We start from the raw sequence: 23,350 nt of genomic DNA on the forward strand, positions 1-23,350 counted from the left end.
CAAAAATAGGTTGACCTTTGAGCGATATTTCCTTTTTATAGGGGTATAGCCAACCGGGGGGTAGGAGAAAAAGATGTTATCACAGTTGGAACAGGCACAAGAAAAATGGGGCGGCAGCCACAGCGTCATAGACAAGTGGTTAGCGGATCGCCAAGAGCTACTCGTGCAATTTTGTGGCTTAGCGGGTACACCTCATAACACTAAGCATGATCAAGCACTACCAGAGCAAGCAAGCATCCAATGTTTTTGTCAGTTGCTAATGGATTACCTCTCAGCTGGGCATTTCGAAATTTACGATGACATTGTCAAACAATGCGAAAGTCGGGGCGAAGACAGCCTGAAATTAGCTCAATCTTTATACCCACAAATTTCAGCGACTACAGACATCGCTTTAGACTTTAATGATAGTTACGCGGAAACTAAGAGCGATGATTTGTTGGAGAATTTTGATAACGACCTATCTAAATTAGGTGAAGCGCTCAGCACTCGTTTTGAATTAGAGGATGAACTCATTCACAACCTCTATACAAATCACACATAATTCAATACGCACAAAAAAGCCCCGCTCACGAGCGGGGCTTTTTTTAACTACCGATTACTCAGAATCAGCAGCTTCAGTTTGCGGCTTAACGATTTCAAGCAACTCAACTTCAAAAACAAGCGTTGAATTTGCTGGAATCTTACCTAGATCACGCTCACCGTAAGCAAGAATCAGAAGGAATAGTAAACTTGTACTTAGCACCCACTGGCATTAACTGAAGACCTTCAGTCCAACCAGGGATAACACGGTTAAGTGGGAAGCTTGTAGGTTCGTTACGAGAGTATGAGCTGTCGAACTCAGAACCGTCTAGAAGCGTACCTTTGTAGTGTACTTTTACTGTATCAGTTTCAGCTGGCTTTTCACCTTCGCCTGCAGTTAGTACTTCGTATTGAAGGCCTGACTCAGTCACTGTAACGCCTTCTTTTTGCGCGTTTTCAGCTAGGAATTTTTCACCTTCTGCTTTGTTCTGTTCAGCGGCGGCTGTAGCAGCTTCTTGTTGCTTAGTACGAACAGATGCATCAAGTGCAGTTAGCACTTCACGGATTTTCTCTTCGTCCAGTTTGCTCTGGCCAGCTAGGGCATCTTGGAAGCCACGGATCATTAGCTCTTGGTCAAGTGCAATTCCTAGCTCTTTTTTGTCAGCCATATCTTGGTTAAGGTAAGTACCAACAGAGGCACCGATGCCGTATGCTTGCTGCTGTGCTTCAGTTTCTAGTTTTACTTCTTTTACTTCTTGCTTAGCAGCTTCTTGATTACACGCTGTTAGGGCCAACACTGAGGCCGCAACAAGCGATAGCTTGATTGTTTTCTTCATACTTATCTCCAGCAACAATAGGTTGCCAATTTTGGGTTACAAAACTAAATTTTGAATAACAGCATCAAAACAGATTTGAGCTAATATTCCAACTCCAGCATGAGGCTGTTTTTCTAATTACTTTAATGAAATAATTAGAAAAATATCCTTGATTCATTTGAATCACGACACCTAGTCTAACTGCTTGAGACGGCAGAGTTAAGGGACACCTGCAAATTTATGAGAATTATTCGCACACTGATCGTTACATCTTTGATAAGCCTCACAATTGCATGCCAGCCACAGCAGTCTGACGCCATAAAACAATACCCTCATGCCGCAAGCGGCGCGTATGATGCGGCACTTTCTAGCGATGGTCATTACAGCCTCGTGTCTACAGTAGAACATGGTGTCGCCGTGTGGGACAATCAAGTCAATGCACTAAAATTTCAATGGTATCTCAGCGAAGATGAACAGAATCTGGTTATTGCGCTGGATATCGCCCCTGACAGTAGCGCCGCTGTAACAGCAACCAAAGACCAATTTGCGGTTTGGGATTTGGCCAGTGGCGAAAATCGCGGTTATTACCAAATAGATAAATCCCACATTCGCGATATTGCCATCAGTAAAGAAGGCAGATACGTGCTGTATGGCCGTGCCGACGGCGTCGCCGTACACGTAGATTTAGAAACGGGTAGACGAATTGAGTTTTTAGGTCATCAAGAGAAAATAAACGCTGTTGCACTGTCCCCTAACGGATTTTATGCCCTCACAGGCGGCAACGACTACAGTGCTTATTTGTGGGATACCCGCACAGGCCAAGTTGTGTATCGCTTTAACCATGCCAGCCGTGTAACGCAAGTGGCCTTGGATCCACAAGCTCGCTTCGCATTCACTGCTGGGAGTAAGAAACAAGCCATTATTTGGGACCTTACAACAGGTGCGCAACACAGTAATTTGCAGTATATTGCCCGTCAGAAAATTTTCAGTGCCGTACGTTTTTCAGATGACGCCAAATGGCTTGCCACTGGATCGCCCAGCCGTGAGCTAGCATTGTGGAACATCGACACTGGCGAGCGTGTTTTAGACTACCTTGTAGCAGCAAGAGAACACAGCCAACCAAAGTCTGCGGTGGTGTTCGCTGTTGCGTTTGCAGGTAACAATCAGTTGATCACTGAAAGTTCAAGTGGTCTGTCTGAGTATTTTGAGATTAAGAGAAGCAAATGAATAACCTAGAAGCACGTATTGAGAGCCTTGAAGCTAAGGTGTCATTTCAAGATGAAACGATTGATATTCTTAATGACGAGCTCAAAGCACACCAACAACAAATGGCGAAAATGCGCCGTCAGATGGAATTACTAGGCGAAAAATTAAAAGAAGTGCAAGGTGGTTCATCATTGATGCCGCAGGAGCAAGAGCCGCCCCCACCGCATTATTGATACCTGTGGCTCATCACTCTGGCTTGAAGACGCCAATGACTTGCTCAAACTGGCGCGTTGAAGCTTGTACAGCGTTTTCTGGCTGAGTCATGATGTGACCACACTCAACACATTGCACTTTTTCCACATCATGTTCTTTATAAAGCATCATAGTATCCATTTGCTGACACTCAGGGCAGCTTGCCCCAGCGATAAAACGCTTTTTCTGTTTCATTTCATCAACCCCTACAGCCAACACAACATGGCTTATGAAAGCGCCAGTTTAACACAAAAACTTTCCCGCTTGGATGCCCACTCCATGTTATGATTATGGCCAATTTAAACTCTGTGCAGTAACTATGATTCAAATCAGTGACATCGAGCTATTACGTGGCCCCAAATGCCTATTAAAAAATGCCAATGCGACACTATTCCCGCAGCATAAAGTGGGCTTAGTTGGCAGTAATGGTTGTGGTAAGTCGAGCTTATTCGCATTACTCCAAGGCGAGCTTCAACTGGATGCCGGTGAAGCCAAAATACCTAAAGAGTGGTCGATTGCCTCTGTAAAGCAAGAAACTCCGGCTCTGGATATCAGCGCACTCGAATACGTGTTGCAAGGCCACCCTGAGTATTACGCGTTACGCACAGAGTTGAAAACTGCCGAACAACATGGTGATGGCGACACGCAAGCAAAAGTCCACCAGCAATTGGAGCTCATGAAAGGCTATAGCATTGAGGCCAAGGCAGGTGAGTTACTACATGGTCTCGGCTTTTCTAATGAGAAAATTGGCTTTGCTGTGAGCGACTTTTCTGGGGGGTGGCGAATGCGCCTGAACCTCGCTCAAGCGCTGATCCGTGACGCAGACTTACTGCTTCTGGATGAACCGACGAACCACCTAGATTTGGATGCGGTGTATTGGCTGGAAAGATTCTTGCGCGCATATCCAGGCACCTTGGTGTTAATCTCTCACGACCGCGAATTTCTTGACGCCGTAGTGGGTGAAATTTGGCACGTCGATAATCAGCTAATCAACGTATACAAAGGCAATTACTCGCAGTTTGAGCGCCAAAAAGCTGAGCGTTTAGCGCAGCACCAAGCCCAGTTTGAAAAGCAGCAAGAGCAAATTGCGCATTTAGAGAAGTTTATTACACGCTTTAAGGCCAAAGCCAGTAAAGCAAAGCAAGCACAAAGTCGTGTAAAGGCATTGGAGCGCATGGAAAAACTCGCGCCAGCTCATGTTGATTCACCGTTCGACTTTAACTTTGCTGAACCGGATGCACTGCCTAACCCACTGATTGCCTTAGATGGTGCACAGGCGGGTTACGGTGATATTACCATTTTACACAGCATCAAACTAAACCTAGTGCCCGGTAGCCGTATTGCTCTACTTGGCCGCAATGGTGCAGGTAAATCAACACTCATCAAGTTACTAGCACAAGACCTTCACCCACAAGCGGGCGAAGTGTTTTACCATCAAGGCCTCAAAGTCGGCTACTTTGCCCAGCACCAGCTGGAAGCTCTAGATCTTCAAGCAAGCCCAGTGACTCACCTGCAACGTATTAACCCGCAGGCAAGTGAACAATCGCTGCGCGACTTTCTAGGGGGCTTTGACTTCATCGGTGATAAAGCGCTTGAAGCGGTAGCGCCTTTCTCGGGCGGTGAAAAGGCCCGTTTAGTATTGGCAATGCTTGTATATCAGAAGCCAAACTTGCTGCTGTTAGATGAACCTACCAACCACTTAGACTTGGAGATGCGTCACGCACTTGTCATGGCATTGCAAGGATTTGAAGGTGCCATGGTGACGGTGTCGCACGATCGCCATTTACTAAAAAATACGGCAGATGAGTTTTACTTGGTTGATAACGGCGAAGTAAGCCAGTTTGGTTACGACTTGGACGCCTATTACCAATGGCTAGTTAAAGCAAACCAAAGTGAAAGGCCGGCGCAAAACAACGATGAAAAATCGCATTCAAGCGCTAACCGTAAAGAGCAAAAACGCAAGGAAGCTGAGTTTCGTAAATTGGTGCAGCCTTTGAAAAAAGACATCACCAAGCTCGAAAAGCAGCTTGATGTACTTACCCCTGAACTGGAAGACATAGAAAGTCAATTGGGGGATAACAGCTTGTACGACGATAGCAACAAAGAGAAATTAAAACAGTTATTGGCGAAACGAAGCGACCTTGCGCAAAAGCAGGAACAAGTGGAAGAACAACTCCTTGAACTCATGGCCGAACTAGAAGAGCAAGAGCAACTTTTTTATGAAGACCAAGATTAGCGCTGAGCAATTTTGGCAGTTTAGCCTGTCCATTTATGCCAATGAACAAGTGCAATCAAGCTTGCTTCATTGGCAAAATGAGCACGGTTTAAACGTGAATCTGTGCCTTTTACTTGCCTATTTAGATTGCCATAAGTTGGCAATCTCGCCTGCGGTACTTGCTGAGTTACAAACCTGTCTTGCTGACTTTGATAGTCAAGCTTTAAAACCTTTGCGGGACGTTCGTCGTTATTTGAAACAACATCAAACAGAGATTTCGCACTACCCTCAGTTACGCAGGCAAATGCTCGATTTAGAATTAGCCTTTGAGCAACAACAGCAACAGCAACTTATAGCCACATGCCAAACACTCTCACTCGCGTCAAATACACAACCAAATAACCTTCAGCTTTATCTTCCACAGAGTGAATTACCGTTAAAAGCTGATCTGGATCAAGCACTGCACACGATTCAATACTAACCCCATGACAACCTTGATCTAGGTCATATCTGCGATGGAACAACTGCCCTATCCTTAACGCATCAAAGGAACAGGAGACGCCATCATGCAAGTATTCTTTAGAGACTTTTTCTCAGACCCAGTACTGTTTTTATCATTCGGTATTCTCAGTGTGGTAGTTCTACTTTGCTTGTTTTATGTCGGCTTTTTCATCAAGAAAGTAATGGATGCTGAGGTTCCTGAAGGACAATAATTTTCAGTTGAAGCTGATAAATAGCAACAACCAACCAAATTAAGCACGACGCACAAAGCCTTCTCTAATCTCTGTATTAGCGAAGGCTTTATTTTTGTGCGATATAAATGAGCACACCGTTAAACTTTGTTACTATAGTGCGCGATGTATTCTGAACTTGTTGGTAAATTTTCAGTGAGTAACCACTTTACCCCAGCTTGGTGGATGCCAGGCCGTCACCTGCAAACCATTTTGCCGCGCTTTTTCCGTCCTGGATTCAAAGTTGCTGTTGAGCGCGAAATTATCGCCACAGAAGATGACGATTTTCTTGATTTAGCATGGGCTCAGCCAGCACAGCCAGATAAGCCACTCGTTATTATTTTGCATGGTTTAGAGGGGAATATTGATAGCTTCTATGCCAAAGGCATGATGAAAGCGCTGCAAAATGCAGGGCTTGATGCTGTACTCATGCATTTTCGCAACTGCTCTGGTGTACCAAACCGCCAAGCTCGCGCTTATCACAGTGGTGAAACGCAAGACCTTGGCTTTTTTGTTCGTTACCTTCAAAACAAGTTTCCCAATAGACCCCTTGCTGCAGTAGGCTTTTCTCTCGGTGGTAATGTACTGGCCAAATACCTCGGTGAGCAAGGTGAACAAAGTGGTCTAGTTGCTGCCAGCGTGGTCAGCGCGCCTCATGACTTATCAAGCTCATGCCAGGTGATTCGCAAGAGCCTTGGAAAGATTTATCAGCACTACCTACTCGGACGCATGAAAAAGTCCATGACGCGAAAATTGCCTCAGCTTGAAGGCGCGTTGGATATTACCGCGGAGCAACTAAACGCGATTGATGACCTATGGGAATTCGACAATCGTATCACCGCACCATTGCACGGTTTTGACGGTGCCGAAGATTACTATGCAAAAAGCAGTGCCAAGCCCTATTTAAAACATATCGCAACGCCCACTTTATTAATTCACGCAGAAGATGACCCCATGCTTGCCATACAAGCTGTGCCTCGCCCTGAAGATGTTTCGGATGCCGTGGAATTAAAAGTATCAAACAAAGGCGGCCACGTTGGCTTTATTAGCTGCAGTGGCTGGTTTAAGCCGGAGTTCTGGTTAGAAAAAACCATCCCACACTACTTTTCGGAGCAATTTGCAAAAGTATGATTATTCCTTACCAAGAGCTAAGTAAAGAAGCACTTACCAACCTTATCGAGCAGTTTATTCTGCGTGAAGGCACTGATTACGGTGAAAGTGAAATTGATAACACGACTAAAATTGAACAAGTGCTTGGGCAAATAAAACGTGGCGAAGCCGTGATCGTTTACTCAGAACTTCACGAAGAAGTGAATATCATGAGCGCGCAGCAATTCAAGCAAATGCAAGCCGAAGAAGGCGACTATCAAATCGATAGAGACGAATTTTAAAGAAAAGCCACGCAAGTGGCTTTTTTATTTCTGTGCCCTACAGACTGTTTATTGATATGCTCGTTAACACAACCTAGCGCACGTAAGGAAACACATGTCACTCATTGCACAAACACCTAACCCACCCTACTACAGCGTTATTTTCACTTCGCTGCGCTCAGACGTGGACGAAGGCTATGGCGATACAGCCACAAGTATGGTTGAGCTTGCCAAAGAACAACCCGGCTTTTTGGGCATTGAATCCGCTCGTGAAGAGGTTGGTATTACCGTGTCTTATTGGGCTGATTTAGCCGCAATAAAGAATTGGAAAGCGAACATGGAACATCTAGCAGCGCAAAAGCTTGGACGCGAAAAATGGTATGCCTCGTTTAAATTGCGGATCGCCAAAGTCGAGCGGGATTATGGGATGAATCTCTAGCCTCATTTCCAACCTTGTAACCATTTAGAGCCGTCCTTTAACTCAATCCAATTTATTGCATATTCATTGCGAGATAAAACAGCTTCCAAAGTACAACCGAGGACAGTGCCGTCCTCGTCGTATTCCACTTCGGTGACTAAAAAGTGCTTTTCTTTGTTACGAGGTTGGACTGCCGTCCATTTACTTTGCGATAGTTTCGCTGGGTTTATTTTGTTCATATATACACGCGGTGACATCAATGTGTTGAATCGATACAGAAGTTTTACGCATCAACAGCACCTAACGATTTGCTCGAATACAAACAAAGCACTATTTGAACTATTCATGATACTTACGGATCACCGCCACTTTATTACCTTCCATTTCGAGCACTTCCATCATGACCTGCGAGTATTCGATAGGCTGGTTGTTTTGGGGGTGAATCCCTTTTGCATGATTTTTGTAGCGAATGGCAATTGCAGAGTGGTTGAAAGTGAATACATCTAACAACTCTGCACTGTAATCAGTGTGTGCGCCTAAATAAAACGTCATACCTTTGCGCATTTCAGCTTTGCCTGATGGTGTACGCGAATCATCGGTGACCCAAGGTAAATGCGCATGACCCACGTCTTCGTTAAGCAACGAAAGGTATTCCTCCAGCTCTTTGACTGTCGCATCCGGTGCCTGCGTCGCCGTCATTTTTTCAAAATACAATTGTGCAAAGGCTTTTAAATCGATTTGTGCTTCTTGTGCCAATGCTGACATAGACAACAAAAGTGCAGTAATCCCGACTAAAATATTTTTCATGTAAACTCCGTTTTTCATCCAAGCTAAATGCTGTTATCAAAAGCGCAAAAAACAGTGCCCTTTCATTCCAAGATAAATCAATACGTTGCCGATAACAAATGCTGTTCCATTGCGGTCATTCATATTAATTTCCTTTAATCTCATATCCTTGTCTTACCCCTAAAATGCCGCCACAATGGGGGTCTAATTCGATAATAACAATGAGTGGCTACTATGAAATTCACCACCCTTGGTGCAGCACTGGCAATTGCACTCGGCAGCACAGGTGTTGCAGCGCAGGATGACTACCAAGCATCAGAAAAAGCAATCAAACTGGCAAAAGAGAACATCTTAATCGATACCCACATCGACGTCCCATATCGTATTCACAACAATTGGGACGATGTGAGTAAAGCGACTGAACGTGGTGACTTTGATTACCCTCGCGCCATTGAAGGGGGGTTGAATGCGCCGTTTATGTCTATTTATATCCCAGCTAACTTGGAATTTGAGGGCAAGGGTAAAAGCTACGAATTAGCCAACCAGTTAATTGATATGATGGAAGCCCTCGCCTACCGCGCTCCTGATAAATTTGCGATTGCGGACTCTGTGGCTGACGTCGAAAAACAATTCAACGATGGCATCATGTCGCTTGCGATGGGCATGGAGAATGGATCACCAATCGAAGGTGAAATCAAAAACCTACACCATTTCTTCGAACGCGGTGTGCGTTATATCACTCTTGCGCACTCTCAAAGCAACCATATTTCCGACTCAAGCTATGATGTGCGTCGCAAATGGAAAGGCCTAAGCCCGTTTGGTAAAGAGCTGGTTGTGGAAATGAACAACATTGGTATGCTGATCGATGTCTCACACATCTCTGACGCTGCATTCTATCAAGTGATGGAGCTATCAAAAGTACCTGTGATTGCGTCGCACTCGTCACTGCGCAAATACACGCCGGGCTTTGAGCGTAACATGGACGATGACATGTTACTGGCACTGAAGAAAAACGGTGGTGTAATTCAGATAAACTTTGGCTCGAGTTTTGTAACCAGCAGCGCGAACAACTGGTATACCCAACGTGATGAAGCTCAAGACAAAGCTAAAGAAGACGGAAAAGACACCACAGACTTTAAAGCCGCTTATTTGAAAAAGAACCCTTTCCCTTTTGCTAGCCTAGAGCAAGTGCTTGATCATATTTGATCATGTAGTAAAGCTCATCGGTATTGAACACGTGGGGATTGGCTCAGACTATGACGGTGTTGGCGACTCATTGCCATTAGGCCTAAAAGACGTATCAACATATCCAAACCTGGTTCAAGGCTTATTGGATCGCGGATACAGCGATGGCGACATCAAAAAAGTCCTAGGTGAAAACATGCTACGTGTTTGGCGCGAAGCAGAAGCCTACGCCAAAGCGAACTAAAGCACAGTATTTAGGAATACTAAAAAGCCCGAGCATGTCTCGGGCTTTATTCTTTCACACTGTTGGCAAGTTAGGTGCCGCAAAAGGTTTGGTAGTCTTCATCGTTTGAGGCTGGCGGCTGTTGCAAGTATCTATGCGCCTCGTCTAACTGATAAGGGTTGCGCAGCGCACTCAATAAAGGAGCTAATTTGTCGCTGTAGCCTTGTTGTTCAAAGTCTTCAATCACCGCTTCGACTTGATGATTGCGAGGGATCACTAAAGGGTTTGCTTCACACATCATCACCGCACTTTGTTCCAAATGATTATCGACCGCCGCCTGCCACTTCACCAACCACTCCACCAGCGGCGCTTGCACCTCAACGAGCGAGTCTTTACGACGCAGACAATAACCTGTGAGTTCCACAAAGGTATTAGTGAAATCAAGCTGCTGCTCTTGCATGGCTATGAGTAATTCGTTCACCAGTTCATCCGCGCTTTCATCGCTTGCCAACAAACCAAGCTTGCTCATCCACATGGTTTTGAGTTTGCCGTTAAACTTCTCTCCAAATAGATTCAGCTGTTCGGTGAGTAACTCAACTGCTTCATCTTGTTCAAAGGAGAAAAGAATCAATCAAGGTTTCAGCGAAACGCGCCAGATTCCAGCTGGCAATTTGCGCTTGGTTACCATAAGCGTAACGACCATGTCGGTCGATAGAGCTAAAAGCGCGATTGAAATCAAACTGATTCATCATCGCACACGGGCCATAGTCGATGGTCTCGCCACTTACGAGTGTGTTGTCTGTATTCATCACACCATGAATAAAACCAACGCGCATCCAGCTCACCACCAAATCAATTTGCTTATCCATAACCGCGTTAAAAAAGGCGATAAGCTGCTCATCACCATTGAGTGTCGCAAGCTCGGGATAATGACGAGCGATGGTTAAGCCCACCAACTGCTGCAACGCCTGCGTATCTTGCTGCGCCGCCAAAAACTGATAACTGCCAACGCGTATATGGCTACTCGCAACACGGCTGACGATAGCGCCCGCACTGGGTTTTTGTCGCATTACGGTGTCGCCACTCAACGCCACGCTCAAACAACGCGTGGTTGGAATGTTCAACCCTGCCAATGCTTCACTCATGATGAACTCTCGCACCGCAGGACCGATGCCGCACAAGCCATCGCCACCGCGTGAAAATTGCGTAGCGCCTGAGCCTTTTAATTGAATATCCCAGCTTTTCCCGTGTTCATCGGTTACTGCACCCAGTAAATGCGCGCGACCATCACCCAGTAATGGCACATAGTTACCGAATTGGTGCCCAGCATAGGCAAGTGCGTAAGCTTGCGGATGCGCTTGCCCCGTGGCGAGTTGCGCCTTGGTCTGCTCGTCGTCAGGCAATCCTAACTGCTGAGCGAGGACACCATTCCAAAGCAGTACTTTAGTGCCACTGAAATCTTGGACTTTTGCTTCGTGACTTAGTTGATTCACGCCTAGGTAGGGATTATCTAGCTTCATAGTTACCTTATTGGCCTTGGTTAGACTCAAAACCCACATAGTTATCACCTACACTGTAGGCAACTAGCTGACTCAGTTCTTGCAGCGAGCGTCCACTTTGCTGTTGCAAGTCGTTAAACATAGATTGAATTGCATCCAACGAACGTTTTGAGTGTAGCCCACCATCGATAATTTCATTAGCTCGGCAGTACGACTCGACATCGCGCGACAATACAAACGTATCTTTACCTAAAGCGCGTAGTGCAAACGAACCGGTATTGCCACCCAAACGTGCACCGTGTTTTTTCAAGTATAGCCACAAGCCAGTGATATCCTCACTCGGCCAATCGGCGACAAAGTCTTTAAAGCTGCCGTGTTGCTGCGCGGCTTCATGTATCATCAAACAGTTTTCAGGGATGGTTTGTACTTTTTTAAAGTTACGAACAATGCGCTCATCGCTGGCCTTTTGCTCCAGCATTTCAGGGGGCATCATGAGTAATTTTTCCACGCTAAAGTCCCAAAACACCTCTCGGAAACCAGGCCATTTGGCATTGATCACCGACCAGTAAAAACCACTTTGGAATATTTTTCGGGTAAATTCTTCAAGCCAATCATCGTCGCTGTATTGCTTGAGTTGGGACGTACTTAATGGTTTGCTAAGTAATGATTCAAGCTGCGTTTTAGAGCCCTTTCGCGCGAGCGCGCGTTCATAAATCGATTGATATTTTTCCATAAACTACTGTTGCGTCTTATTCGTGCGAGAAGCACATTAAACCACGCTTTGGGTGAGGACAAAAAGGGTTATACCTTGCTATCAGACGAGAGGATCACACTACAGCCCCATAAAGGTGCCATTGTTTTGCCGTGCCACCTCGCGCATCAAGGTCGAGAATTTCACCATATCAGGAGAGGCGCCCATATTGCGTTTAAAGGCAATCCCGTGAATACGGGCAATCAATGCTCCCGAAGATGCGCGATTGAGATTATTAATTTGTGCCAATGCCGAATCGTAACTACTGCCTGTGAAATCATCGCCAAACACATACAACGCCAAATTCCCTTGAGTGCGGCTATACGCACGCAGAGCTGCTTCAATACCTTCAACGGGAGAGCTATTCGAGCTGCCATTCCACCCTTGCAAACCACGTAACACGCCATTTCGCTGCGCCTTAGAATCTTTACGCCAGGTGCCCAATCGGCTTCCCCCTAACACATCTCCGTTGTCTGACAGCACCTGAAAACCTTCCACTTTAGGGTGGTTGTTAAGCACTTCATCCAGCGTTCTAAGCACGCGCGGCCACATGGTTTTCATTGAACCTGAGGTGTCGATGATAAACACCACATAATCACTGTCTACCGGGATGCCGCCAACTTCATCATCACGGGACAAGGCACTTCCAGCATTGATAGCGGCGCGCTCGCGCTCTATCAAGGTTTGCTCAAGCCCCGTGGCCGTATCTGTGAGTTGCTGTACGTTATCTTTAGCTCGGGCAACTTGCGTTTCTAATGCCTTTTCTTGATCGGCATTACTTGCCCCCAAGGCTTGCGCCGCTTTGAGTTGTTCTTGCGCCGCGCTAAGTGCTTGTTGTAAAACACTGACACTTTGCTCAGCCGAATTAACATCGCGAATTAAGGTCGCCACTTGGCTCGCATCTTGGTATTCACCTTGCTCACCATTTTTCGCCAGCAATATAAGCATCACCACCGCACCGAATGCGCATGAGATGATATCTAAAAACGATAAACTAAATATTTGGATAGGCTCCCTGCGCTTCATGGCCAACTCCTTGCGGGGCTGATCATGGTCCCACCTGTGTTATTGGCCCAATTCCAATAAAGCGCAGGCGATAACGGGTCGCCTTCTAGTGGCAGTAGCACGACATGGGTGGGGATTTTCGGTGCCATCTGCGCGATGCTAAATTGATGAATACGCGCCCGACAATCACCATCTATGGTTTTCATATTACCCGTAATCGGTTTGCAGGTCTTTGTTTCCCTAAAACCCTGAGCCCCCGTCATCATGGTCGGCAAGCCGTCGGTGATAATGTAGAGCGCATCCATATCAGCAAAGGTGTTACGCATTACCTGCAACGCCCCATATAAATCCGTGCCATTTTCCGGCACCAAGGCATCAATGTCTTTGACGATTGCTTGCAGGCTTGACTCTACTTTGGCTGAACTGATGGTGCGCGCGCCCAATACCTTGGCAGTGGAATTAAAACTTATCACACTGACTTGTGAGTTTTTCGGTAACCGTGCCAGCATCCATTTGGCAACCCGTTTAGTACGCAGCCATTTCGGGCCTTGTTGTTTTTGTGCCGTAGGACCTATTTTACGGCGGATTATCTGAATTAGTTGCTCATCAGTCATCGACGCGCTGGTATCAATCATGATACCAATACGCTGCCCTTCAACTTTGAGCCCTAGCAGGTAGTTTTCTTCCCCCGTACCTTGCAGTTGAATTGGATCATCCACTTGCTTCGGCGCCGCCGCAGCGACGGCGTTTTCTAACTCAGCGACGACAGCTTGCTCATCTTTTAACGCTTGTTGTGTAGCTTGCTGCACGAGTTCAAGCGCAGCGATTTTCTGCGCTATTTCGTTGTTTTGAGCATCAGCCTGAGTCACGGCTTGTTCAGTGCTTGTTACCTGCTGCTGCAGGTTTTGTGCTTGTTGCAAAGTGGCCGCGAGTTCTTGTTGCAGGCGTTCAATTTCATTACTGGGCACAGAAGTACTGGCTTGAAATTTCACCACGATAAGGATCAACAATACCGCGCCTAAGCCACAGGCCATGACGTCTAGAAATGATAAGTTAAAACCCTCTTCCGTGCGGCGCTTAAACATGCTTAATTACTTGTGCAAGTGCGTGAGTAGATGCGTTTCACAGTTGTTCTTGGTTTTCAGTACCATCTCATCTTGGCGATTATTGAGGTGAAACAACACATACATCAATAAGATAGAGAGCAGCAAAGAAACCAAGGTCGAATTAAACGCGACCCCGAGTTTATCAACCATACCGGCGATATCACCGGCTACCGCTTCTTCGGCTTTAGCCAGTGCAGAACCTATTCCTCTTACGGTACCCACGAAACCAATACTGGGAATGGCCCAAATAAAATAACGAATGGTGGCATTGCCTGCTTCAAGCTGCGCAGCGAGAGATTCCACGCTGTCACGTATGGCATCTGCTGCGTGCTGCACATTGTTGGTATTTTTGTATCGACGTAAGCAGTTGATCCACGTTGCAACCGAGCTATTTTTAGCACTTTCACCTTCTTCCAAATAAGCCAACGCGCCTTCAACATCTAAGGACTCATCTTTAGGGAATGATTTGAGGTAATCATAGGTAAAGACCGGCTCCTCTTTGGATACGATGCGATAATATTTGTAGCCCATCAGAATTAAACAAAACAAACCTAAAGTAACGCACGCTTGCTGCTCAGCATCTTTGAGGATCACCCATACATTGGCTGTAGCGCCAGCACCATAGGCAGCAATGGCGGCATCCGCAGCTGGGCGAATAAGACCTTGATAGATAAGGTGCACAATCACCACAGTGGCAATAAACACCCCTAGAGAAACTAAAGGTGGCAAGTTCATACGTGTATTATCAGTTGCCATTTACATCATCCTTAAATGTCGACTGGAAAGGTTGCAGGCGAGTCCAAACTGATTTTTGCAGCAATGGCAACCCCACCAATAGAGCAACCAATCACTACACAAGCAGCAATTAATAGATGTTTACGCCTCATATTTACCTCTCATAGCGAGCGATTCTAAACCCGATGGTTTCACTCGGCCCGTCAGATACTATTTTTAACGCAGAACGCAAGCTTTGCATTCTTCCCGATTGATAATTACTGCCTTTGGCCAATCGGCTACCGCCTTGAATTGGGCCTGTATAATCGTTGTGAACCACAGAAAGGTCTGGCGTGACATAAGAACTAACATCAAACACCCACTCACTGACGTTACCAGCAGAATCATAAAGCCCAGCTTTATCTGCACGGAAGCTGCCCACCGGCGCTTTGTCTGTGAAGCCATCTTTATAGTCATCAAAATAAAACGCTTGTTTGGACTTCAAAGTCTGGTCTGCAAAGTTACCTGCGTCACGTGGTATGCGCTCACTGTCACCCCATACATATTTAGTTGAACTTGCACGCTTGGCCTTTTTCGCAAGCCATTCCCATTCTGCTTCGCTCAGTAATCTATATCCTCTGGCTTGGGTGTTTACACCCACAAGCTGATCATTGTTGATGCGGTAGTAAGGCGTTAGCGCTTCTTGCTCACTCAGCCAGTTGCAATACTTGGCGGCTTCAATCCAGCTGATATTACTTACGGGCAACTGGGATTTCGCTACGCTATTGTCGAACGCGTGATATTGCGCTTGTGTTACCTCATGCTTGCCCACCCAAACTGGGCGCGTGAAATCCACAGACACTGCAAATTCGTTTCGCTGGCGACCAATTTCATTGGCAGGTGAGCCCATAGTGAATGCAGTCATATTGAATAACTGCATCTGCATCCCCAAGGTCGAGATAAACAAGGGGCGCCCTTCTTTGCGGCGTGCATCGAATTCAGTCAATAGCGTAACATCAACGGTTGAGGTGTGTTTGGCGCTCGGAATCAGCTTTTTCACCACACTGCGATAGCCCTGCTTCACCACTTTTACTTCTTGCTCCGTTGCAGGAAGTGTTTTTGTAAGCGGTGTTTTACCAACCAAATTGCCATTGATATAGACATCAGCTGCAATGTTACTTTTAACGGTTACCTTGCCTTGCTCTGGTTTAAGGGAAATCGGATACGCTTTGTGTTCTTTGGGTGGCAAAATCACCTTGGAATTAAAGCTGTAAAAGCCCGGCTTAACATAACGAACGGTATGAATGGCATTCGCATCTACAGATATCTGCCCTGGTTCCACTTGGTTGCCATCGATAAATAGGGAACCGCCAGCGGGAGAGGTTGTTATATCTAGATAAGCCTGTTGTGGCTTTAAGTTATATTGGCGCTGAGCATGTGCGTCAGCGTAAGTTATTTGCACCTGCTCGATGGTCGGTTCAAACCCCGCTTTGTGTAACTCCACCTTAAAGCTTCCCCCTAGGGATGCAAAGCTCACAGGAGTCTTCCCTTTGGCAGCACCATCGATATACACATCGGCGCCTTGAGGGTTAGAGTCCAGAGTCATATTGCCATTCACGGCGGTCAGTTCAGGCGCGAGTATCACTTCCTTATCGCGTTCAACAGTAAGGGGCAGTTGCACAGGTTCATAGTAAGGATTTTCAAGGCTCAGCTGATATGAACCGGCTTCTAGCGGCTCTTCAATTTGCGCCCCCTTAGCAAGCAAGCGACCATTGACAACCCACAGTGTGCTGTCGCCGTAAGCGTGGGCTACACTGCCTTTGAGGATCCCTGGTTTAGGCTTAAGTTCAACTTCAACAACACTGGCACTGGCATCAGTAATGAGCTTTTGCGATTCGAAATAGGTCGGTGCTGAGACTACAATCGTCACATCGCCACCAAAGCGATACACTACATCATCTGACACAAAGCCCACGCCACTTTGCACTTCAACGACCATGCTGTCTTGCAATGCTAAAGGCACCACTTTGATGGCGTGACCTTTCACTACGAACAAATAAACAATGATAATAAGCGCGACACTGATGGTTAACACAGCCCCTATAAGCAAAGGGAGTAACGAGTTTTTTTGTCGCTGTTTTAACTGCGAGTCTAAATCTGACATAGACACTAAATCCTTTGTGTACAGGCAATGGTTAACCTAGGTACATCACCATGGGCGCGCACGTCCAAAGTGAGTTTAACGCTCACGAAACCAGCTCTGCGCCCTTCAACTGTATACGTCCCTGGTAATAACTCAATTTGCTTTTGCGCAAATGGCTCGAGCTTTTCAACTCCGTAAATGTGTATCTGGGTCTGCTCATCTGATAGCAATGTAACAGTAATTGGTGTTGTAAATTGCTCGATGTAAGTCTCAAGATCGGTGACTGTTGCTGCCAAAGCACGCGAATACTGCTCGAGAGGTTTGGCTTTTGTAATTGCTTGTTGTGCTTGAGCTCGAATTCCTGAGTCGATTAACCGCTCTGGGCGAGCCTGAAAAGCACCCAAATTATTTTGCGCAGCTAAAATAGCGGTCGCTCGCTGTTGTAATTGTGTTATTGCAGTGTCGCCCGGCGCACTATTAAGGTACTGCTGCGTTAATGTGAGCACTTGTTGCCATTGCTGTTGCTCACTGGCAGCGAGAGCGAGTTCTCGTGTGCGCTCGGTACTCAACTGCCTGTGCTGTTTGCTGAGCTGTTGCTGTAAAAGCTTGATTGTTTCAGGGGCGGCTTGTAGCTGCTTAAGAGTGCTAATTGAAGAGTGTGCTTCGCCAAGATTTTGCTGTTGTAATGCCTGCTGAGCAAGCTCCACTGCTCGGCTAATGCTATTCTCCCTCAGCTGTGCCTGAGCGGCGCTTAGGTTGCGCTGCAATTCGCTGTTATCTGGGTTCAACACTACAAGTTGAGAAAGCAGGTCAATTTGCTTATCAAGATTGCGCTCAATCACCGCCGTATCGTAATCCTTGAGCAAGGTGCGCTGAGCGTCAAATTGAACAATACGCTGTTGTAAGGCATCAATACGCACATCCTGTTCATCAAGTGAGCGCATTCTGTCTAAGTACAATTGCGCTTCTTGTGGACGCTGCTGCATCATCGAGTCCAGCGCTTGCGTATACCAACTGTCTATCGCTTGGCGCCACTGACTTTGCGCATCATCAATGAGTTTCGCGCTGGATGTTAACTGCTGTTGCGCTGTCATAAAGTCACTTTGTGCGAACGCTTGTAAAGATGAATCATACGCAAACTTCGCTTGCTCAATCAGCTGTGGAGCAAAATATGACAACTGTTGATTATCCAGTAAGGCTTGATAACCCTGTTCAAATGCCAAGATAGCATCTTGAACTTGCTGGCGCGTGTGTTCGCTGGCTGTTTCAATGACAGGAGCGACCGTTGCGGCACTGTCATCCTTGGGTAAGGTCACCTCTTTGCTGGTAGAGAATAAAAAAGCTGCTGCAACGAGTAAAACAATAACGATAGCACCGCCAACAATAGCGACATGACTTACACGTGCTCCTTGATTCGCTTGTTGTTGCTTTAGCTGTTCATCCAATGATGCTTGTTTTTGTTCTGACACAACCTTGACCTACCTTGTCTATCCCATCAATGCTGATGCGGCTAGTTTGCGCTTGTTTCTAGTTGGTAAATCTTCTTCAAGTGCACTTTCCACTGCATATACTGCTCAGCAGCAGTGCCTGTTAACTCGACTTCTTGATCGTTGAATTCCATTACTTGTGGGCCAACAGTTAAATCCAAGCCTTGCCCCATCTCATCAATCACCGCTGATGCCATACGTAAGTTTTGATTAGCTTTATAAGCATCTTTGAGAAGCCATGCACTGCCAAGTGCACCAGCGGTTTTTGCAACCGATGTAGACGTGGAAGAACTGTTATTGCCAAGTGCAATCGCAGCAATAAGGCCAATGGTACCAATCACTGTTTTCGCATTACGTTCCATCTCGGCTTCCCGTGCGCGGATAACTTCTGGCAATGTTTCCTCTTGCCAATCGCGATAAGGGTTATCGGTCTGCTTTTGAAATGCATCAAACTGATCTTGTAAACGGTCGACGAATAACATCTCCTGATTACGCAACATTTCGACGCGCTGCAACATCGCATCATCTTGCGCTGGCAAACCCTCTAACTCGTATTTGTAAAAGCGAGTGCCATCTTTCTTATCGATTGACACTTTAAGGAATTCACCGAACGCTTCTGGTGAATAGTAGTTGGCATAACGAACTAAGGTTGTGTCTTTAATTTGTTGTTTTCGTTGCTCTGGCATAGTAGTTAGAAGGTTATATACATAGTCTGCAACCGCATCAAAGACAGGCTCATAGGGATCTTTCCCTGCATTCATAGAATCGCGAAAAAAGCTCTTAGACACCTGATGCTCAAACGTTTCTGTATCTAGAGGTTCACCGGTACTATCAACAACGGTTACTTCTAATCGAACCACTTCCGAGTCGGAATGTAGAATTGTGCCAAGGACATATAAATCAGCGCTGGTATTGGCATCTGGCACTGCAGACACAGAGCCAAAAGCTTTTGTTTGTGCAATTGCTCTTTTTGTTTCTACAGCAAAACGCTTCGCCTCAGCACGGCGTAGTTGTGGCCAAATATCCATTTCATCCAGCTCTTCGTAATCAACTTGGCCATTGCGTTTATTTATTGGAAATCCAGGATTAAAAACAGGCACAGCAACATCCAAATAGATCCCGCTATACTGCTTTTGCTTAGTCTGCTGTTCTCGAACCACAGTAGGACCGCTCATAGAAGGTCCAACCGCCAAAGGCTCATCACGCTGAGTCGTGGTTGATTTGCAGGCAGTGAGAGTAAGGAAAAGCACCACGATAAGGGTGACTAACTGGAGTGATTGCTTAAATTTCATCTCTGATTACCTCTGCCTACTTTGTGCACTTATAGTCTTTGTATTGCTGCACTAACGCTTCGCGCGTCGTTTCGTTGGTTTCTTTTTGAATCTCTTCATAGAGCATAGTGCAAATGATTGAGTCGTTGTCCTTGGGCTTCACAATTTGCTGCTCGCGGCCTCCACCCGCCTTATTCTTTTCTGTATCAGTTGTCACTTGTTCATCCATGGTAGACAGAGGAGTTTGCGAGTTTTGTTCCGTTGAGGAAGCAGTTTGCTGATTCGCGTTAGCATCACTTTGCTGCGCATTTTGAGCGTTGTCTCCTCCCGAACTAGCGCCTTGTGACTGGGATTGGGTCATACCTTTTTGGACTTTATCAAGGCACGTACTGTAACGGTTCACAGAATCCAATAATGCATTTTCCATCAACTTGATTTGCTCTGCTTTAGTCAACATAGCAGGATCAACTTCGGCGATTTCAACTCCCGTGCAGTCATAAGCCACACCCAAAGAGCCTTGAGGTGGTTGCTCGGCAAAGAGTGAAGCTGCAAAGAACAGCAAGAATCAGCGCAGTGGACGTTAGTTTCATATTCAGATAGACAACTCGAATTCGGTTCATAGCACATCCTAACTAATTACTAGTTGTACCTTTTCTTCAATAAGTATGGCAATAAAATGTTTGTAAGGTTTTGTTAGAAGTGGATTGCGCATCTAATTAAATTAGCTGCGTAATAGTGAAATCCAGCTTAATAAATAAACACTTGAATAGCAAAAGTGAAGGCGAAGTAAGATCGAAGCATCGCTTCGCAGCTTACTGAGGTGAGGTCATGGCTGAAAGTGGAATTAAGTGAGTGCACAGTTTCACTCATGCCACTTGAAGGTGACGAACTCTGCGAGGAGGGGACAACCGAGGTAACCAAACTGCAGGGACGTATTATTGAAACCACGTTTAATCAGGGACTTGATAAATCGGGTATGAGACTTTGAGCGTCATATTTGTAGGTTGGGGTTTACCCCGACAGTGGTTTGGCATGCAGTCATGTCGGCCTAAAGACCGACCTACAGGTGCAGCAAGCTCGAAGTTATTCAATCTACAACAAAGAGCTTAACCCCCAAACACAAAAAGCCCGTCGCATCGCTGCAACGGGTTTCTTTAATTCGGAGTCAGGGCGCCTAGTCGGGGGCGCCTAACCTGGTGATGATCCGGCTTACGGCCTGAGGCCGCCAGCGTTCAAGCGGATGAAGTAAAACTCTTTACTTCATTATTCCCGCTTTCTCCCTACTTTCTCGTAGGTCATCAAAGCCTTAAACGAAAAAACCCAGCAATAAGCTGGGTTCTTCGTATAATTAGGAGCCTGGTGATGACCTACTTTCACATGGCAAATGCCACACTATCATCGGCGCAGTTCCGTTTCACTTCTGAGTTCGGCATGGGGTCAGGTGGGTCCAGAACGCTATTATCACCAAGCAAAGTTGGTTACTAATCGCTATTGCAATCAGTATTAATTCGGAAAGCTTTATAAGTAATCGTCTACTTCAGTCTTTAATCTCTAACTTCTAACTTAACAGTCTCACACCATTTTGGCGTTGTATGGTTAAGCCTCACGGGTAATTAGTACAGGTTAGCTTAACGCCTCACAGCGCTTCCACATCCTGCCTATCAACGTTGTAGTCTTCAACGGCCCTTTAGTGGAGTCGAACTCCAAGTGAGAACTCATCTCGAGGCTCGCTTCCCGCTTAGATGCTTTCAGCGGTTATCGATTCCGAACGTAGCTACCGGGCAGTGCCATTGGCATGACAACCCGAACACCAGCGGTTCGTCCACTCCGGTCCTCTCGTACTAGGAGCAGCCCCTCTCAATTCTCAAACGCCCACGGCAGATAGGGACCGAACTGTCTCACGACGTTCTAAACCCAGCTCGCGTACCACTTTAAATGGCGAACAGCCATACCCTTGGGACCGACTTCAGCCCCAGGATGTGATGAGCCGACATCGAGGTGCCAAACACCGCCGTCGATATGAACTCTTGGGCGGTATCAGCCTGTTATCCCCGGAGTACCTTTTATCCGTTGAGCGATGGCCCTTCCATTCAGAACCACCGGATCACTATGACCTACTTTCGTACCTGCTCGACGTGTCTGTCTCGCAGTTAAGCTGGCTTCTACCATTACACTAACCGTACGATGTCCGACCGTACTTAGCCAACCTTCGTGCTCCTCCGTTACTCTTTGGGAGGAGACCGCCCCAGTCAAACTACCCACCAGGCACTGTCCGCAACCCCGATTCAGGGGCCAACGTTAGAACATCAAACATACAAGGGTGGTATTTCAAGGATGGCTCCACGGTAACTGGCGTCACCGCTTCAAAGCCTCCCACCTATCCTACACATGTAGGCTCAATGTTCAGTGCCAAGCTGTAGTAAAGGTTCACGGGGTCTTTCCGTCTAGCCGCGGGTACACAGCATCTTCACTGCGATTTCAATTTCACTGAGTCTCGGGTGGAGACAGCGTGGCCATGGTTACACCATTCGTGCAGGTCGGAACTTACCCGACAAGGAATTTCGCTACCTTAGGACCGTTATAGTTACGGCCGCCGTTTACCGGGGCTTCGATCAAGAGCTTCGTCCGAAGACTAACCCCATCAATTAACCTTCCGGCACCGGGCAGGTGTCACACCGTATACGTCATCTCGCGATTTAGCACAGTGCTGTGTTTTTAATAAACAGTCCCAGCCACCTGGTCACTGCGACTCTCAAGTGCTTACGGAGCAAGTCCTTCACACTCAAGAGCGTACCTTCTCCCGAAGTTACGGTACTATTTTGCCTAGTTCCTTCACCCGAGTTCTCTCAAGCGCCTTAGTATTCTCTACCTGACCACCTGTGTCGGTTTGGGGTACGATTCGGTATAAACTGAAGCTTAGAGGCTTTTCCTGGAAGTATGGCACCAACAGCTTCCACTCCGTAGAGTGTCGTCTCGTATCTCAGCCTTAAAGAATCCCGGATTTTCCTAAGATTCAAGCCTACATACTTTCACACGGACAACCAACGCCGTGCCTGCCTAGCCTTCTCCGTCCCCCCATCGCATTTATACCAAGTACGGGAATATTAACCCGTTTCCCATCGACTACGCCTTTCGGCCTCGCCTTAGGGGTCGACTCACCCTACCCTGATTAACATGGGATAGGAACCCTTGGTCTTCCGGCGTGCGGGTTTTTCACCCGCATTGTCGTTACTCATGTCAGCATTCGCACTTGTGATATGTCCAGCATGCCTCCCGGCACACCTTCAGCCACTTACACAACGCTCCCCTACCCCGCGAGCAAAGCTCGCAGCCGCAGCTTCGGTGGTATGTTTAGCCCCGTTACATCTTCCGCGCAGGCCGACTCGACTAGTGAGCTATTACGCTTTCTTTAAAGGGTGGCTGCTTCTAAGCCAACCTCCTAGCTGTTTTAGCCTTCCCACATCGTTTCCCACTTAACATACACTTTGGGACCTTAGCTGGCGGTCTGGGTTGTTTCCCTCTCCACGACGGACGTTAGCACCCGCCGTGTGTCTCCCGGATAGTACTCATTGGTATTCGGAGTTTGCATGGGGTTGGTAAGTCGGGATGACCCCCTAGCCCAAACAGTGCTCTACCCCCAATGGTATTCGTCCG

At 46.7% G+C, this 23,350-nt stretch carries 22 protein-coding genes, 2 rRNA genes and 2 pseudogenes (1 of these 26 cut by a window edge); 10 read left to right on the forward strand and 16 right to left on the reverse strand.

Features of this window, described 5'->3' with window-relative positions:
* Positions 1 to 73: 73 nt before the first annotated feature.
* Positions 74 to 541 carry a sigma D regulator gene (rsd, locus tag ACH19P_RS00850; protein ID WP_462156666.1) on the forward strand — a complete coding sequence of 156 codons (468 nt, stop codon included), beginning with the start codon at positions 74 to 76 and terminating at the stop codon, positions 539 to 541.
* Positions 542 to 595: 54 nt separating this feature from the next.
* Here rsd and fkpA read toward each other — a convergent pair.
* Positions 596 to 1,355 (reverse strand): annotated as a pseudogene (fkpA, locus tag ACH19P_RS00855) (FKBP-type peptidyl-prolyl cis-trans isomerase).
* 219 nt (positions 1,356 to 1,574) lie between these two features.
* Here fkpA and ACH19P_RS00860 point away from each other — a divergent pair.
* Together ACH19P_RS00860 and ACH19P_RS00865 are read left to right on the forward strand one after the other, a co-directional pair.
* Complete coding sequence (locus tag ACH19P_RS00860) at positions 1,575 to 2,561, forward strand: WD40 repeat domain-containing protein (RefSeq protein ID WP_462156667.1); 987 nt, start codon at positions 1,575 to 1,577, stop codon at positions 2,559 to 2,561.
* Positions 2,558 to 2,773, forward strand: a complete 216-nt coding sequence (locus ACH19P_RS00865; protein WP_462156669.1) for a SlyX family protein — start codon at positions 2,558 to 2,560, stop codon at positions 2,771 to 2,773. The genes ACH19P_RS00860 and ACH19P_RS00865 overlap by 4 nt, the downstream gene beginning before the upstream one ends.
* A 13-nt stretch (positions 2,774 to 2,786) precedes the next feature.
* On the opposite strand, the gene ACH19P_RS00870 is transcribed toward ACH19P_RS00865, so the two are convergent.
* Positions 2,787 to 2,987, reverse strand: a complete 201-nt coding sequence (locus tag ACH19P_RS00870; protein WP_105190300.1) for a YheV family putative zinc ribbon protein — start codon at positions 2,985 to 2,987, stop codon at positions 2,787 to 2,789.
* A 124-nt stretch (positions 2,988 to 3,111) separates the two neighbouring features.
* On the opposite strand from ACH19P_RS00870, the gene ACH19P_RS00875 reads away from it, so the two are divergent.
* The 6 genes from ACH19P_RS00875 to ACH19P_RS00900 all read left to right on the forward strand — a co-directional run bounded on the left by ACH19P_RS00875 (position 3,112) and on the right by ACH19P_RS00900 (position 7,547).
* A complete protein-coding gene (locus tag ACH19P_RS00875; RefSeq protein ID WP_462156670.1) occupies positions 3,112 to 5,028 on the forward strand; it encodes an ATP-binding cassette domain-containing protein in 1,917 nt (638 codons plus the stop codon).
* Positions 5,012 to 5,488: a TIGR02444 family protein gene (locus ACH19P_RS00880; RefSeq protein WP_462156672.1), complete on the forward strand. Its 477-nt coding sequence runs from the start codon at positions 5,012 to 5,014 to the stop codon at positions 5,486 to 5,488. The genes ACH19P_RS00875 and ACH19P_RS00880 overlap by 17 nt, the downstream gene beginning before the upstream one ends.
* A gap of 85 nt (positions 5,489 to 5,573) precedes the next feature.
* Complete coding sequence (locus tag ACH19P_RS00885) at positions 5,574 to 5,720, forward strand: hypothetical protein (protein ID WP_347392068.1); 147 nt, start codon at positions 5,574 to 5,576, stop codon at positions 5,718 to 5,720.
* A 174-nt stretch (positions 5,721 to 5,894) separates the two neighbouring features.
* Positions 5,895 to 6,869, forward strand: a complete 975-nt coding sequence (locus tag ACH19P_RS00890) for a hydrolase (protein ID WP_462159291.1) — start codon at positions 5,895 to 5,897, stop codon at positions 6,867 to 6,869.
* A complete protein-coding gene (locus ACH19P_RS00895; RefSeq protein WP_462156673.1) occupies positions 6,866 to 7,129 on the forward strand; it encodes a YheU family protein in 264 nt (87 codons plus the stop codon). The genes ACH19P_RS00890 and ACH19P_RS00895 overlap by 4 nt, the downstream gene beginning before the upstream one ends.
* A 94-nt stretch (positions 7,130 to 7,223) precedes the next feature.
* Positions 7,224 to 7,547 (forward strand): antibiotic biosynthesis monooxygenase family protein, encoded by a 324-nt coding sequence (locus ACH19P_RS00900; protein ID WP_462156674.1) that lies wholly within the window; start codon positions 7,224 to 7,226, stop codon positions 7,545 to 7,547.
* A 2-nt stretch (positions 7,548 to 7,549) separates the two neighbouring features.
* On the opposite strand, the gene ACH19P_RS00905 is transcribed toward ACH19P_RS00900, so the two are convergent.
* Both ACH19P_RS00905 and ACH19P_RS00910 read right to left on the reverse strand, forming a co-directional pair.
* The gene (locus ACH19P_RS00905; protein ID WP_462156675.1) at positions 7,550 to 7,765 is read right to left on the reverse strand and encodes a TIGR02450 family Trp-rich protein; all 216 of its coding nucleotides are present in this window, start codon (positions 7,763 to 7,765) and stop codon (positions 7,550 to 7,552) included.
* Positions 7,766 to 7,865: 100 nt separating this feature from the next.
* Positions 7,866 to 8,333, reverse strand: a complete 468-nt coding sequence (locus ACH19P_RS00910) for a nuclear transport factor 2 family protein (protein ID WP_462156676.1) — start codon at positions 8,331 to 8,333, stop codon at positions 7,866 to 7,868.
* A gap of 213 nt (positions 8,334 to 8,546) precedes the next feature.
* Here ACH19P_RS00910 and ACH19P_RS00915 point away from each other — a divergent pair.
* Positions 8,547 to 9,741: pseudogene (locus ACH19P_RS00915) on the forward strand (dipeptidase).
* 70 nt (positions 9,742 to 9,811) lie between these two features.
* Here ACH19P_RS00915 and ACH19P_RS00920 read toward each other — a convergent pair.
* The 12 genes from ACH19P_RS00920 to ACH19P_RS00975 form a co-directional block, all read right to left on the reverse strand.
* On the reverse strand, positions 9,812 to 10,351 hold the full coding sequence (locus ACH19P_RS00920) for a protein adenylyltransferase SelO family protein (protein ID WP_462156677.1): 540 nt from the start codon (positions 10,349 to 10,351) through the stop codon (positions 9,812 to 9,814).
* Entirely contained in the window at positions 10,332 to 11,279 is a 948-nt protein-coding gene (locus ACH19P_RS00925) for a protein adenylyltransferase SelO family protein (protein WP_462156678.1), read from the reverse strand. Before ACH19P_RS00925 ends, ACH19P_RS00920 begins: the two co-directional genes overlap by 20 nt.
* Positions 11,248 to 11,952, reverse strand: a complete 705-nt coding sequence (locus ACH19P_RS00930) for a DNA-3-methyladenine glycosylase I (RefSeq protein WP_462156679.1) — start codon at positions 11,950 to 11,952, stop codon at positions 11,248 to 11,250. Before ACH19P_RS00930 ends, ACH19P_RS00925 begins: the two co-directional genes overlap by 32 nt.
* A 99-nt stretch (positions 11,953 to 12,051) precedes the next feature.
* Positions 12,052 to 12,996 carry a vWA domain-containing protein gene (locus tag ACH19P_RS00935; RefSeq protein ID WP_462156680.1) on the reverse strand — a complete coding sequence of 315 codons (945 nt, stop codon included), beginning with the start codon at positions 12,994 to 12,996 and terminating at the stop codon, positions 12,052 to 12,054.
* Positions 12,993 to 14,060: a vWA domain-containing protein gene (locus ACH19P_RS00940; protein ID WP_462156681.1), complete on the reverse strand. Its 1,068-nt coding sequence runs from the start codon at positions 14,058 to 14,060 to the stop codon at positions 12,993 to 12,995. The genes ACH19P_RS00935 and ACH19P_RS00940 overlap by 4 nt, the downstream gene beginning before the upstream one ends.
* Before the next feature lie 6 nt (positions 14,061 to 14,066).
* Positions 14,067 to 14,837 carry a MotA/TolQ/ExbB proton channel family protein gene (locus tag ACH19P_RS00945; RefSeq protein WP_462156682.1) on the reverse strand — a complete coding sequence of 257 codons (771 nt, stop codon included), beginning with the start codon at positions 14,835 to 14,837 and terminating at the stop codon, positions 14,067 to 14,069.
* Between the two features lie 133 nt (positions 14,838 to 14,970).
* The gene (locus ACH19P_RS00950) at positions 14,971 to 16,959 is read right to left on the reverse strand and encodes a PEGA domain-containing protein (RefSeq protein WP_462156683.1); all 1,989 of its coding nucleotides are present in this window, start codon (positions 16,957 to 16,959) and stop codon (positions 14,971 to 14,973) included.
* Positions 16,960 to 16,964: 5 nt separating this feature from the next.
* Complete coding sequence (locus ACH19P_RS00955) at positions 16,965 to 18,407, reverse strand: tetratricopeptide repeat protein (protein ID WP_462156684.1); 1,443 nt, start codon at positions 18,405 to 18,407, stop codon at positions 16,965 to 16,967.
* Between the two features lie 41 nt (positions 18,408 to 18,448).
* Entirely contained in the window at positions 18,449 to 19,717 is a 1,269-nt protein-coding gene (locus ACH19P_RS00960) for a hypothetical protein (RefSeq protein ID WP_462156685.1), read from the reverse strand.
* A gap of 16 nt (positions 19,718 to 19,733) precedes the next feature.
* Complete coding sequence (locus ACH19P_RS00965) at positions 19,734 to 20,258, reverse strand: hypothetical protein (RefSeq protein ID WP_462156686.1); 525 nt, start codon at positions 20,256 to 20,258, stop codon at positions 19,734 to 19,736.
* Between the two features lie 792 nt (positions 20,259 to 21,050).
* Positions 21,051 to 21,165 (reverse strand): 5S ribosomal RNA (gene rrf, locus ACH19P_RS00970).
* A gap of 123 nt (positions 21,166 to 21,288) precedes the next feature.
* Positions 21,289 to 23,350 (reverse strand): 23S ribosomal RNA (locus ACH19P_RS00975); it runs 823 nt beyond the window's last position.

Source organism: Pseudoalteromonas sp. GB56, assembly GCF_054923835.1.

Excerpts from the sequence above, each read along its gene's own strand:
- ACH19P_RS00945 (WP_462156682.1), bottom strand. The coding sequence starts at position 14,837 with ATGGCAACTGATAATACACGTATGAACTTGCCACCTTTAGTTTCTCTA.
- ACH19P_RS00940 (WP_462156681.1), bottom strand. The coding sequence starts at position 14,060 with ATGTTTAAGCGCCGCACGGAAGAGGGTTTTAACTTATCATTTCTAGAC.
- ACH19P_RS00870 (WP_105190300.1), bottom strand. The coding sequence starts at position 2,987 with ATGAAACAGAAAAAGCGTTTTATCGCTGGGGCAAGCTGCCCTGAGTGT.
- ACH19P_RS00905 (WP_462156675.1), bottom strand. The coding sequence starts at position 7,765 with ATGAACAAAATAAACCCAGCGAAACTATCGCAAAGTAAATGGACGGCA.
- ACH19P_RS00885 (WP_347392068.1), top strand. The coding sequence starts at position 5,574 with ATGCAAGTATTCTTTAGAGACTTTTTCTCAGACCCAGTACTGTTTTTA.
- ACH19P_RS00900 (WP_462156674.1), top strand. The coding sequence starts at position 7,224 with ATGTCACTCATTGCACAAACACCTAACCCACCCTACTACAGCGTTATT.
- ACH19P_RS00925 (WP_462156678.1), bottom strand. The coding sequence starts at position 11,279 with ATGTGGGTTTTGAGTCTAACCAAGGCCAATAAGGTAACTATGAAGCTA.
- ACH19P_RS00960 (WP_462156685.1), bottom strand. The coding sequence starts at position 19,717 with ATGAAATTTAAGCAATCACTCCAGTTAGTCACCCTTATCGTGGTGCTT.
- ACH19P_RS00875 (WP_462156670.1), top strand. The coding sequence starts at position 3,112 with ATGATTCAAATCAGTGACATCGAGCTATTACGTGGCCCCAAATGCCTA.
- ACH19P_RS00950 (WP_462156683.1), bottom strand. The coding sequence starts at position 16,959 with ATGTCAGATTTAGACTCGCAGTTAAAACAGCGACAAAAAAACTCGTTA.
- ACH19P_RS00880 (WP_462156672.1), top strand. The coding sequence starts at position 5,012 with ATGAAGACCAAGATTAGCGCTGAGCAATTTTGGCAGTTTAGCCTGTCC.
- ACH19P_RS00865 (WP_462156669.1), top strand. The coding sequence starts at position 2,558 with ATGAATAACCTAGAAGCACGTATTGAGAGCCTTGAAGCTAAGGTGTCA.
- ACH19P_RS00895 (WP_462156673.1), top strand. The coding sequence starts at position 6,866 with ATGATTATTCCTTACCAAGAGCTAAGTAAAGAAGCACTTACCAACCTT.
- ACH19P_RS00930 (WP_462156679.1), bottom strand. The coding sequence starts at position 11,952 with ATGGAAAAATATCAATCGATTTATGAACGCGCGCTCGCGCGAAAGGGC.
- ACH19P_RS00860 (WP_462156667.1), top strand. The coding sequence starts at position 1,575 with ATGAGAATTATTCGCACACTGATCGTTACATCTTTGATAAGCCTCACA.
- ACH19P_RS00910 (WP_462156676.1), bottom strand. The coding sequence starts at position 8,333 with ATGAAAAATATTTTAGTCGGGATTACTGCACTTTTGTTGTCTATGTCA.
- rsd (WP_462156666.1), top strand. The coding sequence starts at position 74 with ATGTTATCACAGTTGGAACAGGCACAAGAAAAATGGGGCGGCAGCCAC.
- ACH19P_RS00935 (WP_462156680.1), bottom strand. The coding sequence starts at position 12,996 with ATGAAGCGCAGGGAGCCTATCCAAATATTTAGTTTATCGTTTTTAGAT.